Source organism: Bacillus sp. V3B (assembly GCF_024494465.1).
Lineage (GTDB): Bacteria > Bacillota > Bacilli > Bacillales > Cytobacillaceae > Bacillus_BD.
In genome coordinates this window covers 15875-30403 of sequence record NZ_JAETXM010000010.1, presented here as the reverse complement: position 1 = coordinate 30403, position 14529 = coordinate 15875, and the positions used below count along the sequence as shown (strand labels likewise).

Here is a 14529-nt window from a genome sequence, read left to right as displayed (position 1 = left end):
ACAAAACAGCATCCAGAACTAGCACCTAAGAAAAAGAAACGTCGTAAGAAGCCACAGAAGCGTAAATCAGAATGATTAACAGAATCAGATATTAAGAGTCTCATGGGAATTAATAAAGGTGCCATGCATAGAGGAAAAGGTGGAGCTTGGAGGAATGGAAGATGAATATCGAAATAGAAAATTTGAAGGAAACTCTTATAAAGTTCGGTGAAGCTCTTTGTGATTTTGTAAGAAAAATCTTTAAAAACTTTTGGGACTTTATTAAGGATTATCTCCCTCAAATTCGAATGGAATATTTCAAAAAACAAGTTGCTATGCGGAATACGAGATCATCTTGGTACGTTAAGCAGGATACCAGGAGAAAACATCAGGTTGTTGATAACAAACCTAAACTTTTAGTTAGGAAGGTGATTCGATGACAGAGCAAATGATGAAATGGCAAATTGAAGAGTGGATCCGTGATTATAATTTTATGTTAAGAGAAATTGCTAGGTTAAACAGGTTATTGAATATGCCGCATTTCGGACAAAAGCTCACAGCCACATATGGAGATGAAGCCGGAATGCCCAAAGGTAGTGGTGGTATTAGCCAGGCTGAGTTGCGCCAAATGGATATTCGTGAACGAAGGCTTATCAAATATGAAATGATTATTGAATTTTTAGAAATAGCTACAGATTCATTGGAAGATGAAAAAGAAAAGGTTGTATATGATTGTATGATTGAAGGCATGAGTTACACTTCCATTGCTAATCATTTGGGGTTTTCGAGGGATACCATTAGAAAAGTCAAAGAAGGCATACTCGGCAACATCGTCAAAAAAGTCCAAAAAGACCAATTTATGCAAAAGTTGAAATCAATTAAAATGGCAGTGTAAAATGGAAGGCAGGAAGGGGAGGCAGTTAAGCAAGCTGTTTCCCCCATATTTGGTCGGCGCGTCACCTTTCGGTGGCGTTTTTTTATCTCTTTATTTTGTTATACTGACAAAAGAGGGGGGCTATTGATGAAAAAATATATTAAAAAGCATAAGAAATTAGTTATCATTCTAGTAATAATTTGTTTTTTAATAATTTTATTTCCGGTTATGTTGAATTATTGGTTATTTGATTGGAGAGCCAAAGGGACAAACGGAGATATTGCATCATGGATTAGTTTTTTTGCTACTTTTTATGGTGCGATTATTGGTGGAGTAATTTCGGGTATATTAACCTTAATAGGTGTTAGATATACTCTTTTAAAGCAAGAACGACAAGATATAATAAAAGCATATCCAATAAAACGCAAATTGGGTGATGATGTCAGTAAAATTGTGACTGATACGTGGAGAAATACAAACCGATGTATTAATAAAGACAGAGATTATAATAAATTGAAAAAATATTTGAATGATATTCTCGCAATAATGGATTCTCTATTAGAAAAATCATCTAAAGTTAGTGATGAAGTTTATGAAGAAATCAGGTCTAATTTTTTGGTAAATGTAAAAGATTTTTCATATATGTTAGGAACTGCTCAATTTACTGATAATGATCTAGAAGAAAGGTTAAATTACTACCTTGCTGAATTATTAAAAAATGTCCATGTCATTTGCGATGTTAATGAAAAAATAACTAATGAATATAAAAAAATAAAAAAAGGATTATAAAGTACCCATAAAAAGGTGCTTTTTCTTTTGTCCAAAACAAACATAAAATATCGGAGGTGGCAGGTGATGTAGCATGGTCGAAAAATATGTGTTAGCTGAGAAAGATTATGTTAAAGGAATGAAGTATAAGGATATTGCTGAAAAATATGGTGTATCTTTAAACACCGTGAAGTCATGGAAAAAGCGTTATGGCTGGAATCGTTCAAGGGGTGCACCAACTGAAAAAAGTGTGCACACAAATAAACGAGGTGCACCAAAGGGGAATATAAACGCTAAAGGCAATAAAGGTGGATCAGCTCCTAAAGGTAACCAAAACGCAGTCACACATGGTTTCTTTTCTAAGTTCCTTCCACCTGAAATATTAGAGATCATGGACCAAATGAACGATCGTTCCCCAGCAGATCTTATTTGGGATCAAATACAGATTCAATACGCTGCTATTATCCGTGCTCAACAGATTATGTTTGTTCGAGATCAGGATGAAATGATCAAAGAACTTAAGAAAGAAAAGTTCGAAATTGTTCCTACTAAAGATGGCATGAAGCAAATGACTACAGAAGAAGAACATGAATTTCAGTTCGCTTGGGATCGGCATGCTACTTTTCTGAATGCTCAGTCCAGGGCAATGAGCGAATTAAGAGGGTTAATTAAGCAATTCAATGGATTGGCTCATGATGAAGATGAAAGAAGATTGAAACTTGAACAGATGCAGTTAAGTATCACTAACACAAAAGCTGAAATAGATAAGATAAGCCATGGTGACGATGATAAACCAATAGAAATTCTGATAAAGAGAAAAGGTGAACGGCCATGATCGAGAAAGAGGTCAATCCTCATTTTGAAGATTTTCTCTTTGACTGGACACAAAAGTTTTATTTCCTTGTTGGTGGCTACGGATCAAGCAAGAGCTATCACGTAGCTTTAAAACTCCTTCTAAAGCTATTAGAAGAGAAACGCACAGCTTTAGTTGTTCGTGAAGTTTACGACACTCATAGAGATTCAACCTTTTCTTTGCTGGAAGAAATCATAATTGATCTAGAATTGGATGGCAAAGTACGATGTGTTAGTTCTCCAATGCAAATACGGTTTCCTAATGGATCCAAGATTATTTTTAAAGGAATGGATAAACCCCAAAAGCTGAAGTCCATTAACAATGTGTCGATTGTTTGGATTGAAGAGTGTTCAGAGGTTAAGTATGAGGGTTTTAAAGAGTTATTGGGGCGCTTACGTCACCCGACATTAGAACTTCATATGATCCTCTCTACGAATCCCGTAAGCAAAGGAAACTGGACATACAAGCATTTCTTTAAGGATGAGAGAACGAACTTCTTTGTCCTAGATGATGAAGAGTTATACAAAGTTAAAACAATTATAAGAAACAAAACGTATTATCATCATTCAACTGCCGATGATAATTTATTTTTACCTGAAAGTTATATCGAACAGTTAGAAGATTTGAAAACACATGATCCAGACCTTCACAGAATAGCCCGTAAAGGTCGTTTTGGTGTGAACGGAAAGTTAGTGTTGCCTCAGTTTGAAGTGTGGCCACATGAGAAAGTTGAAACTGCTATGAGCCGTATTCAGAAACCTTTGCTAAAGAACGGCATGGATTTTGGTTTCGCAGACTCATATAACGCAGTAGTAAGAATGGCGGTAGATCAAAAGGAGAGGATCCTTTATATCTATTGGCAATATTACAAAAACAACATAACGGACGACAGGACAGCATTAGAGTTAATGGATCTAAAAAACGTCCTAATAAAAGCTGATAGTGCAGAGCCAAAAACGATTCAGTTCTTCAGACAAAACGGATTTCGTATGATGGCCACTAGAAAGTTTGCCGGTTCACGTATCCAGTACACCAAAAAAGTGAAAAGGTTTAAAAAGATCATCTGTTCAGATCAATGCCGCGATGTGATCAGAGAACTTAAGGGTCTCACCTTTACAATTGATAAAGATGGAAACATCATAGAGGATGAATTCAACATTGACCCTCATACATTCTCGGCTATTTGGTACGGGTTAGATGATGTAGAGGTCAGGAATCTAAAAGACGAACACAGAAAGTAGGTGATAGCATGCAGAAGTACTTACAGAAGATTAAGGAATTAAAAGGACAAATAACACCGGAGCTACTAAAAGATATCATTGCTGCACATAAGAAGGATCGAGACAAGATGCTTAAGCTTTATGAGAGGTATAAAGCTAGTTCAGAAGGAGTTCCAATTCTATCTCGATCTCTAATCGATTATGAGGATTTCGGCACCAAAGCAATGAAAAGGATCGATAACAAAGTAAACAATATGCTTAACAACGCATTCGATGCCGACATAGTTGATACCAAGATTGGTTATTTTCTAGGGCATCCGATCACCTATGAGTATGATGATGGAAGAGAAGCCGGCACTACATCAAAGGTTAAAGATGATATTGACACCTTCAATATCCGTAATCACGTTGAGGACGAAGATTCAGAGCTTGGTAAGATGGCTTCCATTTGCGGTAAAGGGGCCCGACTTGCATACATTGAGAAGGACACAGGACATGAGAGGATTAAAAACATCGATCCTTGGCAGGTTATCTTCCTGGGCGATGATATCCACACACCTGAGTACTCAATGCGGTACTATAGCGGTCCAGAAAATGAAACGCAAGCAGAGTTCTATAACGATACGAACATTTTCTACTTTGAATCTGAAAACGGTGAATATAAAGAGACAGGAAGCCAGCCGCACTTGTTTGATTTTAATCCTCTTTACGGATTAGAAAACAATAAGGAGCAACAAGCAGATGCTGAAAAGGTCTTAACCCTTATCGATGCGTATGATCGTACGTTGTCTGATGCTTCAATGAGATCGAACAATACAGACTGGCGTATTTAGTCCTTAAAGGGCTGACAGCCGATGATGACGTTGATATGAGGCATAAAAAGGTTATTGAATTGTTGGGTGAACATGACGATGTTTCTTATCTCACAAAAGACATTAACGATGCATTGATTGAACATCACCTTGATCGACTTGAAAAGAACATTCTCAGGTTTGCTAAATCAATCGATTTTACTGATGAAAACTTTAATGGAGATTCTACTGGAGTAGCACTTAAGCAAAAATTACGTGCTCTCGAGAACAAATGCATCACAATGGAACGTAAATTCACAGCCATGCTGCGGTACCAATACAAGGTTATTTTTTCCGCATGGTCTAAACGTTTCTCAGTAGGCAAGGATGATTACCTAAAAGTATGGTTTGCATTCAAACGTAACAACCCAATTAATCTACTGGAAGAAGCACAAGCTACACAAGCCCTAAGAGGCCAGGTAAGCGAGAAAACAAGATTATCAGCTTTAAGTATTGTGGATGATGTTGAGTACGAATTAGAGGAAATGAAGAAGGAAGAGGATGAGTATTTTAACAATTTACCACCTATAAACGGCGAACCACCTAAACAAAATCAACAGCAACCTAAGGGTTCAGAAAGTAAACCATCATCAGATAAAGGGAAAACTTGTGATAAGTATGGTGGATCCGGAGAGGTAACTAGCCAGGCAACCGGAAACCAGATTAAATGTGATAAATGTGGTGGAGATGGCGTGATTAAAGGATGAACCAGAATGACATCGATAAATACCTAGACGATATGATCACTGAAGCTGAAAGAGAAATAGATAAAATGTTTGCTAGGCGTTTAAAGGAGCAACTTTCTCAGCTTTCAAGGATGTTCCGTAAGTTTTCCGTTGAAGGTAAGGATCCAAGCTATACCGATCTAAACAAATACAACCGTCTGAAGAAAGAGTTAGCTTTAATGTCAGTGGCCATCGCAGATGATTACGTGCATCTTTTGAAAGGTATCCAGAAGCTAATGGAAACTCAATATGTTGAGAATTATCTCCGTTCAGCATATGTGTATGAGTTTGAAGCACAAGCAACAATGGGTTTTGGCATGCCGTCCTTAGATACCATCCGAAAGGCAATTGAAAACCCAATCGAATTACTTACACTACCTAAATTATTAGAGTCAAATCGAAATGAATTGATCAGAAGAATATCTACCGACATATCTCAGGGGTTACTTGCTGGTGAAAGTTATTCAGATATATCCTACCGTATCGAAAAGAGCGTTGGTTTCAGCGCTAAAAAAGCACGAAGAGTAGCAAGAACTGAAGGGCACAGGGCACAGGGCACAAGTACAAGGAAGATTGGACAGTGCAAAAGTAGCCTCTAAGCACGCAAAACTAGATAAGATGTGGGACGGTACACTCGATTCTGTAACAAGAAAGGCCCATAGAAAGCTAGATGGTACTGTTGTAGGGTTTGACGGTGTATTCGTTTCAATTGCTGGCGGTAAAGGTGTTGCACCAGGCTTCATGTTTAATGCAGCTGATGATATTAATTGCAGATGCTCTGTATTATACCTGGTGAACGGCAAGAAACCTGAAGTTAAACGAGCAAGAAATGAAGAATCTCCAAAATATCAGAAAAAGCTTGCTGATCGCATAGAGAAATACATGTTTGACGGCTTAACAGCCAAGCAAGCTGAGAAAAAAGCTAAGAGAGAAATTAAACCGCCGAGCCTTGTAGTCCCATATCAAAGCTACGAGGATTGGGTGAATACATTAACAGCTTAGGAGGAATGAAATTGAGTAAAAACACAGTAACACAAGAGAAGGTTAATGAGATTCTTAATAAGTCAGAAGTGGAGTATCAAAAATTCGGAAACAAAACCCTAGTTGGTGTATGCACTTTACCAAATGGATTTATTTTAGTTGAAGATGCTTCATGTGTAGATCCTGCAAATTTTTCCGAGGAAATCGGTAAAGGAATTATCACAGAGAGATTTTCAAATAAAGTTTGGGAGCTTGAAGGATACAAACTTCAAAGTGAATTAGGTGAAAAATCTAACCTGAGAGTTGCTGTAGACGTTAAGGGCATAGATGCAATTCAAGACCTTGCGAAGGTAATGCGAAAATTTGCCGATGACCCACGAACTCCAGTTGGTGTACGTGAAGAATTTATGGATCAAGTAAATGAAATCTTGGAGGTGCAAAAGATAGGGGGATGCACGATGGATTAAGAAAAACGAGTAACTAAAATGATTGATTATTTAAATACGCTTGAATACATCAATAGGGAATCACCTTGCCTTGAGCGAATCGACAGCACGTGCGATGAAATTGAAAAAGAGCTTTTCAAAAGTTCTCCAAGACTCGAAGGAAATGAAGTGATCATCGAACCTAGTAACGGAAACTACAGAGAGGATATTATGTTAGCTTCAGAAAAAGAGAGTTATTACTTTGATTTTATACATTCTTCTCAATACTTGGTGGTTGATCTAGGGGAACCGAAAGGAGAAAAGAAAACAGTCAAGATTAACAGCCCTTACCGCAGAGCTTTTCCAACAGGTAAAGCATAATTACATGTAATATACATCTCCATTAGCTGAACTTTACGGCATACGCCCAATCAAAGCGATAAGAGATGATCGGTTTACGGTTGAGCAAAGCATGATTGATCGAGTAGAAAAAGCGGTGGACAGCAGTTTAAAAATTGCTATAACTGTTAAGTTGTCGGACCTTCAGGCGAGCGGATATAACAAAAACCATCCAGACGAAGGTGACGTTATTATTCTCGTTGAAGATCGCTTTGACATGAAGGTAGATACAAGGATCGTTGAAATTGTGGAACTGCTAGACAAAGACGGGAATGTGCTTGATTGTGATGTTACGCTTTCTAATTTCAGCAACATCTTTGAGCAACAAAGGCGCATTCACAATGCCACAAAAACCATAGCTGATGCAATAGAGGGTAAACGCCCGTTACCGTTTGAAGCTCTAGCAATCGCTGTACAGCAAGCAACTATAGCTTTACAGAATGCCCAAACTGAATTAGAGTTTCCCGACAATGGAGGAATACTCGCAATCGACAAAACCAACCCAAATAAGTTGGTTCTTTTTAATTCAGCTGGGATTGGGATTTCGGATGATGGCGGTCAAACATTTAAAACCGCTATGACGGGTGATGGGATTGTCGCTGACATTATTACAGTCGGGACCATGTTAGCAAATCGGATCAAAGGCGGCATTCTTACGCTTGGTGGCACAGACAATGGAAACGGTAGAATGATCGTTCTAAATGAGGACGGAGAAGTAGTTGCGGATTTAGATGCAGTAAACGGAGGGTTTAATCGATTATACGTGGGTGATCTCAGTAGTCCGTCTGTCTATAATGTCAATCGAGATAATTTATATTACACGGTCAGTAAAAATGGTGGAATCAGCGAGGTTCTAAATAATGTACCGTGGCTTAACAACGCGACTGTCAAACTCACGCTTTCTGCCAATATCACAGAAGATGTTGAAATCTCCAATTTCTTAGGGAATGGAAATATAATAATCGATCTAAACGGCTACAAGTTAGATGGATCTATTTTTATAGTAGGAAACTCTCCACAGTATATCAACATTTACGGTGGGACCATTAATTCTAAACACCCTGACTATATCATCCGTGTTGATAGATGCACTTATGTTCGTCTAGAGACTTTGAAACTCTACGGAAACGATGTTGCGCAAAGTGGTATTTACTCACATTCAGGGTCGGCTGTTTATATCGAAAATAGTGAGATGTACGATGTGGTTAATTCAGCGATTTCGTCTGGGTCATCCGCACAAGTAACGGTCCGAAACTGCAAAGGGATGTCAAATAATATCGGTGTCCATGCCTTTTATGGTGGAGTGATTTATATTACTGGGTCTATACCAGGTAGGCAAAATGTAGATATGCAAGAAGTCAGCGGTGAAATTTTAGGGACAGCAACAGTCGATTATGGAGCAGCACATGGAGCAGCAACGGTTATTGGGTATCGGATGATAAACGTCCTAAACAGGGTAACTGGGGTTATGGTAGGCAAACTGGTTTTTGGTTTTTCCCGAACGACATCTCGTCTACATTAAGTGGAAAAACAATTAAGTCGATTCGAGCTTATGTAAAACGTGCTTCGCAAGGTGGATATAGTAGTGCGGTCCCAGTCCAGATCAGAGGGCACACATACGCAGATCATCCATCAGGTCAACCTGATACTAACCATTCAAGTGAATATGTCCAGAAATCATTAGCGTGGGGTGAAAGCGCATGGGTGACATTGCCAACAAGCTTTCACGACAACTTCGAAAGTGGAGAAGCAAAAGGGTTGGGTGTTTATATTGCGAGCGATGCTGGAACTAACTATGCCGTTATGGATGGATCTTGTAAGATCGAAGTCGTATATTCGTAAGGAGGTTGTGTATGAAACTCATATTTTATAAAGATAACACCGTAACTAACGTTATTGAAAACATCTATTCCCCAATTGTAGAAAGTGGCGTTTTTACATGGGAGAGTGGAAGGTTGAAAGGGATTAAAAATCAATACATTTTAATTGATGACGATGTTGATGTAACAGAATTAACAGACGACATTATTGATTTAGACAAGAAAAGTCAATTCGTGAAAATAGATACGGAAACCGAACAGAAAAAATTAAAGAAGCAACAAGCAGACCTTGTGTTTGAACTGATGACAAAGGGGGCGTTGTAAGTGGACTTTTACCCTTTTGCATTAAGTGATTGGGAAGTATATCACGACACAGAAAGGATTCGTGTTTTCGTGCAGCTTGGGAAGATTACAGATCAACAATATGAAACCATTACAAAAGAGCCGTACTAGGTTCTTTTTATTTTGTTTGAAACAGGAGGGATTACATGGCAGACAAAATAAAACAATTAGACTTACATCCCGATACATTAGAATTACGGAAATTACGCAATAACAATAATGCAAATTACGCAAAAATAAACGGAAACTTTACAACGTTAAGTGGTTTGCCTGCAAAAGTTGAAGCTGCCGAAAATTAACAGCAAATGAAGCAAACGATAAATCCGATACCACTCAAACGCAATTAGACACGATCATTTTAGAGTCAGGAACAAGTGATGCGGAGACACTTCAGGCGAGAGGTGGATTCCCTCTTTTATATAATCGTTTGGATTCAACTGATGCGCAATTGGCTCAAAATATGAAGAAAACAGACGGTGTTGTGAGTGTAACAGAATATCTCACAGATACTACTGGTACTACGGATAATGCTCAACAGTTACGTGATGCAGTAGCAACTTCTAAAGCAAATAAGAAAAAACTTCATGTTCCTAGATGGGTAACTGTCCGAGTTGACTCTACCGTAGATATGACAGGGGTAGACCTCGACATTCAAGGAGTAATTAAATCGTATGTGGATCATGCTCCTGCTATTATTATAGGCGGGGATAGTCGTAACTCTATCCCTACAAATGCTCACATAAATTGGGTACTAAAAGGAAATACACTAAACACTGATGATATTGGTGTTCGTGTCGTAGGGGTTAAAAATGGGAAGATTACGGTCATGTTAGATTATTATACTCAGCTATGGACAGATGAAAATACCGTAGGAAGAACAAGTATATCCTATTCTGAATTTTGGTTTGGAAAAATAGATACCCTCGAATTATTTGGTGAGCCTGGTCTTAGTTGGATAACGGATTGTAATTTTTATGGTGGACGATACCAAAAAATTCTTATTGGAACTGAAAACGGAACTTATCCTCATAATAATAATGTGTTTTATAAGCCATGTGTTGAAGGTGGAATAATTCATATTAAACGAGGGGTTCGTAATATTTTTAGAGACGTTAGAAGTGAAGCAGGAACAAAGTATTATTTTGAAGCTGATTCCCACAGAAATATAATTTTTGATAATTATATAGCTGGATATAGTTTTATTGATGGTGGCGGTTACTTAGAGTATGATCAAGGATTTGAAAACTTTGTTGTAAGTAGCATTGAACCGTTCTATAAAAGATATACACTCGCTTCGTTAGACGAAAAAACGAAGTTTAGAAATGGAGTTTGTGAGTGGAACATAAAAAATAAGACGGCGTTTACTAAAACAGATGATATTTATACCCCTTCTGCTTGGAAAGAATTATTTACGGTGGATATTGATTTAGACTATGTTAGGCGTATTGGATTCAAAGCAGATTCATCCATTTTTAGATTTAACATTCATCTATACGATGATCAAGGGACTTTACTAGATGATCCTAATGGTGTAAGTACCGCAGGGTATTCATACGAACCGACTGAGAAGAAATTTTATTATTCAGCCAATGTTGCACAGGGGGAATTTGGTTTAATAAGTAAAACAGCTAAAACCGCTAAAACCGCTACAGCTACATTAACCTTTGGTGGCAGTCTATCAGGTCTAACATTTAAAAATTTACATTTCTTTGTTGGAGGAAAACGAGAAAAAAACCAATATGTAGAAAACTTAGTAGAATCACTAAGGACACAGAAATTCGATCAATTAACTGAAATTGGATCAACTCGCCCTTCCTCGCCGTTGTTAGGTGAACCATTTATCGATACCACAATAAATAAAGCAATTTGGTGGAATGGTACTGCATGGATAGATGCAACAGGAGCAACTATTTAAGACGTATTTGGACTAAAATTGCGTAGTAGTGTGTATAAATAAACATTAGTATGTATTGATAAATATTTATGATTGTTGGATAATATTACCATACCTGTGGAGGTGGTAATATTGGCTACAAAAAGAGTAAATATGACAATTGATCCAGAGGTCTACGAGGAATTTTGTAAGTACGCTGGAAAGAAAGGCATCAAGATTTCCACCTGGGTTAACTTACAAATGAAAAATTTCATCGGAGAAGAAAAGATGCTAGAAGAAATGAGGAAGAAGCGCTCTTAATTAGAGTGCTTCTTTTCTTTTAGAGAATTTAACATTTCTGTAATTTGAACATGATGGTAAATTGAAAATACAATAATGCACACACTAAATAAGGCCGATAAAATAGTACTCCTTACGAGTAAACGACAGATTTGGTAGTTAAACATTTATATCACCACTTTTTCTTTTTAATATGCGATGTAACCAAACTTTATATACTTTATTTATGTCGCATTTGTATTTATAACTCTTTATAAGTCCTTATAAGTGTTGATATATAAGGGTTTATGGATATGTACTGACTTAGAAGGAAGAAATTCCGACATAACGATGTTGCACTAACGAATGTCGATTCTCAATATATTAGAAACGAAAAAAGGCAACCTATGAATGAGTTGCTTTTTTCTGATTAGTAATTTTAACTGTCTTTTTTGTTTGATTTAGGATTAAGTTTTTCAGTTATTTCAGGAGACTTTTCTATAGCAGCATGACTTTTATCTGTTCGAGTTTCCCATATACTAAACTTAATTGTATTTTGCGATCTTTTATTTTCTCTTGGCAATCTTATTCACCTCCACTTTAATATAGTGTCGATTAAAAAAAATATATCTATACAGGAAAAGGATATCTTATGTTAGATAAGTTAAGACATCGTCGGAAGAAATTGCGCAGTAAATAAAAGCAAGAAATGAATAAGAAAAAAGTAAGAGAGAGCTGATCCGGCTCTCTTTTTATTATGAGTAAAGGTTGGTGATAGCTTGGAATTTCAGTTAGCAATCATTGGGGGAATTGGTACGGTGTTCGGAATAATCATTTCGATTTTGAGCTTCAACCGACATAGAGATAAAGATGTTAAAAGCGAAGCGTCTGAATCGGCTGTAATCCGTACCAAATTAGACAATATCAATAGCGGAGTAGAAAGTATAAGGATTGATATGAAAGTGGAACAGAAAGCAAGAGTGGAGCTGTCAGAGCGTGTCGCAAGGGTGGAAGAATCATCTAAGCAAGCTCATAAACGGATTGACGAAGTAGAAAAGAAGGGGTGAGGGTATGATTGATGTAGCTTTAATTATTGGGGTTGTGGTAGCTTTAACGCAACTAGCAAAGACATTTGTATCAAATAAGTATCTTCCTTTAATCTCGTTAGTTTTGGGATTGATAGGAGGATATTTTTATATAGATGCCGTTATACAAGAGCGGATATTATACGGCTTAATGGTCGGTTTGTCTGCAAGCGGTCTTTTCGATCAGAGTAAGATTGTTACTAAAAAGGGGGTAAAGTAATATGACTAAAATTATTGACATTTCTCATCATCAAGCACCAGCTAAAATTAATTATGACAAATTGGCTAAAGAGGTTGATTTAGTTATCATTCGCACGCAGTACGGTTCCCAAACGATTGATAGACATTACAAGACTCACCATAACGAGTTTCAAAAGCGCGGTGTTCCTACTGCTGCCTACGCGTGGGTTCGTGGTACGTCTGTAAAAGATATGGAAGTGGAAGCAACTGACTTCTATAACCGCACAAAGGATCTTAACCCTACATTTTGGTTTTTGGATGTGGAAGAAAAGAGCATGAATGATATGAGAGTGGCGTTTCTGCTTATCTTAAAAAGCTTCGTACTTTAGGTGCTGAAAAAGTCGGGATCTACGTTGCTCATCATTTATACAAGTCGTTTAATCTTGATTTATCAGAAGCTAATGCCGTTTGGATTCCCCACTATGGAAAGAGAACAGCAGAGACAACAAGCAAGCCTGATTTCTCTTGTGATTTACATCAATATACCGATGTAGGCCGCTTAAACGGGTATAGTGGCAATCTTGATCTAAACCAGATTATCAGTGATAAAAAACTTGAATACTTCACGGGCAATGTGAAAGAAGCTCCTAAAACGGAAGTAAAAGGGGTATCGAACGATGATTATTTACATATGGTTAAAAGTGGGGATACTTTAAGCGTGATCGCGGCCAAACACGGGGTTACTGTAAATTATCTAACTAGGCTCAACAACATCGATAACCCTAACCGTATTTATGTAGGGCAACGACTAAAATTAAAGGGGAAAGTAGCAGACATCAAGCAATACTACACAATCAAGTCAGGCGATAACTTGTCTAATATCGCTAAAAAATATGGAACTACCGTTAATCAATTGGTTTCGTGGAACAATATCAAAAATAAAAATGTGATTTATGCAGGACAAAAAATTAGAGTGAAGTAATTTAAAGAGCCCCGTACTCATTTGAGTAGGGGGCTTTTTTATTGTTTTTCAATTACTGGAGCACCAATTTCAATGAATCCAGATTCATCTATTCCCTCATAAGCACCATAAGCCTTAATAATATCACCTTCTATATAATCCGCATCTTCAAAAATGTCGCTTATATAATAAGCACCAAAACCTTCTGCTTCTTCTGTTTCAATAAAGATCTTTTTAAAAGCAGTATCCTGCCAAAACGAAACAACCTTACCTACGACAAATAATCTTTTACCTACTTCTGTATTTCCTTTACTTAACTCTACAAAATTAGCTTGAACAGCTTCAGTTTTTATTTTCTCGTTTAGTTCCGCTTGTGATAATCCTTCGTTCTCTATTGCATATTTAGATTTTTCAATGGATTCTTCTACTTGTTTGGGCTCATCAATAGGCGCGGAAGATTCTTCATTACTTCCACAAGCGGTTAAAAATAATGCTGCTAATAATAAAATTAATATTTTTTTCATTCTTCTTCCTCCTTAACTTCCACTAAATTGCCCCACAAACTTTCCACTGTTTCATTTAACACCCTAGCTATCCTTATTGCTACTGGTAAAGTAGGCATCGATTTCCCATTTACAATCAAACTCAACGCGCTTTTCGATATCTCTGCTTTATCTGCAACATATCCATGTTTAAATCCTTTTTCCGCTATCACTTTCTTTAGCCTCGTTTCCATGATACCACCTGCTTCATTATTCGATGTTTAAACATTCGATAAAAATTTATTTTGTCCTCTTTATTTTTTGTGTAATAGGACGAAATCACGCCCTCATATTCTTTACTATTCCAACTGATATTCCAAATCAATATTCCTTTTAAAATTCTACCCTGGCAGTACAAAAGGAATGGGGAGA

22 protein-coding genes and 2 pseudogenes are annotated in these 14529 nt (G+C 37.2%); 21 read left to right on the top strand and 3 right to left on the bottom strand.

What is annotated here, in order from left to right:
- Window positions 1-161 precede the first annotated feature (161 nt).
- From JMM81_RS12505 to JMM81_RS12425, 17 genes and pseudogenes are all read left to right on the top strand, one after another.
- Window positions 162-419 carry a hypothetical protein gene (locus tag JMM81_RS12505; protein ID WP_256241914.1) on the top strand — a complete coding sequence of 86 codons (258 nt, stop codon included), beginning with the start codon at window positions 162-164 and terminating at the stop codon, window positions 417-419.
- A complete protein-coding gene (locus JMM81_RS12500) occupies window positions 416-874 on the top strand; it encodes a helix-turn-helix domain-containing protein (protein WP_256241913.1) in 459 nt (152 codons plus the stop codon). The genes JMM81_RS12505 and JMM81_RS12500 overlap by 4 nt, the downstream gene beginning before the upstream one ends.
- A gap of 126 nt (window positions 875-1000) precedes the next feature.
- Window positions 1001-1642: a hypothetical protein gene (locus JMM81_RS12495; RefSeq protein ID WP_256241912.1), complete on the top strand. Its 642-nt coding sequence runs from the start codon at window positions 1001-1003 to the stop codon at window positions 1640-1642.
- A gap of 73 nt (window positions 1643-1715) precedes the next feature.
- Complete coding sequence (gene terS, locus JMM81_RS12490) at window positions 1716-2456, top strand: phage terminase small subunit (protein WP_256241911.1); 741 nt, start codon at window positions 1716-1718, stop codon at window positions 2454-2456.
- A complete protein-coding gene (locus tag JMM81_RS12485) occupies window positions 2453-3715 on the top strand; it encodes a PBSX family phage terminase large subunit (protein ID WP_256241910.1) in 1263 nt (420 codons plus the stop codon). The genes terS and JMM81_RS12485 overlap by 4 nt, the downstream gene beginning before the upstream one ends.
- 8 nt (window positions 3716-3723) lie before the next feature.
- A pseudogene (locus JMM81_RS12480) lies at window positions 3724-5123 on the top strand (phage portal protein); the annotation flags it as partial.
- A 125-nt stretch (window positions 5124-5248) separates the two neighbouring features.
- On the top strand, window positions 5249-5869 hold the full coding sequence (locus JMM81_RS12475) for a phage head morphogenesis protein (protein WP_256241909.1): 621 nt from the start codon (window positions 5249-5251) through the stop codon (window positions 5867-5869).
- Window positions 5844-6272 carry a phage minor head protein gene (locus JMM81_RS12470; protein ID WP_256241908.1) on the top strand — a complete coding sequence of 143 codons (429 nt, stop codon included), beginning with the start codon at window positions 5844-5846 and terminating at the stop codon, window positions 6270-6272. Before JMM81_RS12475 ends, JMM81_RS12470 begins: the two co-directional genes overlap by 26 nt.
- An 11-nt stretch (window positions 6273-6283) precedes the next feature.
- Window positions 6284-6718, top strand: a complete 435-nt coding sequence (locus tag JMM81_RS12465) for a Gp49 family protein (RefSeq protein ID WP_256241907.1) — start codon at window positions 6284-6286, stop codon at window positions 6716-6718.
- A gap of 18 nt (window positions 6719-6736) precedes the next feature.
- Entirely contained in the window at window positions 6737-7057 is a 321-nt protein-coding gene (locus JMM81_RS12460; RefSeq protein WP_256241906.1) for a hypothetical protein, read from the top strand.
- A gap of 22 nt (window positions 7058-7079) precedes the next feature.
- Window positions 7080-8597 (top strand): annotated as a pseudogene (locus JMM81_RS12455) (phage tail protein); the annotation flags it as partial.
- A gap of 182 nt (window positions 8598-8779) precedes the next feature.
- A complete protein-coding gene (locus tag JMM81_RS12450; protein WP_256241905.1) occupies window positions 8780-8917 on the top strand; it encodes a hypothetical protein in 138 nt (45 codons plus the stop codon).
- An 11-nt stretch (window positions 8918-8928) separates the two neighbouring features.
- Window positions 8929-9219: a hypothetical protein gene (locus JMM81_RS12445; protein WP_256241904.1), complete on the top strand. Its 291-nt coding sequence runs from the start codon at window positions 8929-8931 to the stop codon at window positions 9217-9219.
- Window positions 9220-9348, top strand: a complete 129-nt coding sequence (locus JMM81_RS22925) for an XkdX family protein (RefSeq protein WP_256241903.1) — start codon at window positions 9220-9222, stop codon at window positions 9346-9348.
- A 35-nt stretch (window positions 9349-9383) separates the two neighbouring features.
- On the top strand, window positions 9384-9536 hold the full coding sequence (locus JMM81_RS12435) for a hypothetical protein (RefSeq protein ID WP_256241902.1): 153 nt from the start codon (window positions 9384-9386) through the stop codon (window positions 9534-9536).
- A gap of 161 nt (window positions 9537-9697) precedes the next feature.
- A complete protein-coding gene (locus JMM81_RS12430; protein ID WP_256241901.1) occupies window positions 9698-11152 on the top strand; it encodes a hypothetical protein in 1455 nt (484 codons plus the stop codon).
- A 111-nt stretch (window positions 11153-11263) separates the two neighbouring features.
- Window positions 11264-11431 carry a hypothetical protein gene (locus JMM81_RS12425; protein WP_256241900.1) on the top strand — a complete coding sequence of 56 codons (168 nt, stop codon included), beginning with the start codon at window positions 11264-11266 and terminating at the stop codon, window positions 11429-11431.
- 397 nt (window positions 11432-11828) lie between these two features.
- Here the strand turns inward: JMM81_RS12425 and JMM81_RS12420 are convergent, their stop codons facing one another.
- Window positions 11829-11972 (bottom strand): hypothetical protein, encoded by a 144-nt coding sequence (locus JMM81_RS12420; protein ID WP_256241899.1) that lies wholly within the window; start codon window positions 11970-11972, stop codon window positions 11829-11831.
- Between the two features lie 196 nt (window positions 11973-12168).
- Between JMM81_RS12420 and JMM81_RS12415 the strand changes: the two genes are divergently transcribed.
- The 4 genes from JMM81_RS12415 (at window position 12169) to JMM81_RS12400 (ending at window position 13636) form a co-directional block, all read left to right on the top strand.
- A complete protein-coding gene (locus JMM81_RS12415; RefSeq protein WP_256241898.1) occupies window positions 12169-12456 on the top strand; it encodes a hypothetical protein in 288 nt (95 codons plus the stop codon).
- Window positions 12457-12460: 4 nt separating this feature from the next.
- On the top strand, window positions 12461-12694 hold the full coding sequence (locus JMM81_RS12410; protein WP_256241897.1) for a holin: 234 nt from the start codon (window positions 12461-12463) through the stop codon (window positions 12692-12694).
- Window position 12695: 1 nt separating this feature from the next.
- Complete coding sequence (locus tag JMM81_RS12405; RefSeq protein ID WP_256241896.1) at window positions 12696-13043, top strand: GH25 family lysozyme; 348 nt, start codon at window positions 12696-12698, stop codon at window positions 13041-13043.
- A gap of 245 nt (window positions 13044-13288) precedes the next feature.
- Window positions 13289-13636 carry a LysM peptidoglycan-binding domain-containing protein gene (locus JMM81_RS12400; protein WP_256241895.1) on the top strand — a complete coding sequence of 116 codons (348 nt, stop codon included), beginning with the start codon at window positions 13289-13291 and terminating at the stop codon, window positions 13634-13636.
- 38 nt (window positions 13637-13674) lie between these two features.
- On the opposite strand, the gene JMM81_RS12395 is transcribed toward JMM81_RS12400, so the two are convergent.
- Both JMM81_RS12395 and JMM81_RS12390 read right to left on the bottom strand, forming a co-directional pair.
- Window positions 13675-14139 carry a hypothetical protein gene (locus JMM81_RS12395; protein WP_256241894.1) on the bottom strand — a complete coding sequence of 155 codons (465 nt, stop codon included), beginning with the start codon at window positions 14137-14139 and terminating at the stop codon, window positions 13675-13677.
- Window positions 14136-14351, bottom strand: a complete 216-nt coding sequence (locus JMM81_RS12390) for a helix-turn-helix transcriptional regulator (RefSeq protein ID WP_256241893.1) — start codon at window positions 14349-14351, stop codon at window positions 14136-14138. Before JMM81_RS12390 ends, JMM81_RS12395 begins: the two co-directional genes overlap by 4 nt.
- Window positions 14352-14529: the final 178 nt, after the last annotated feature.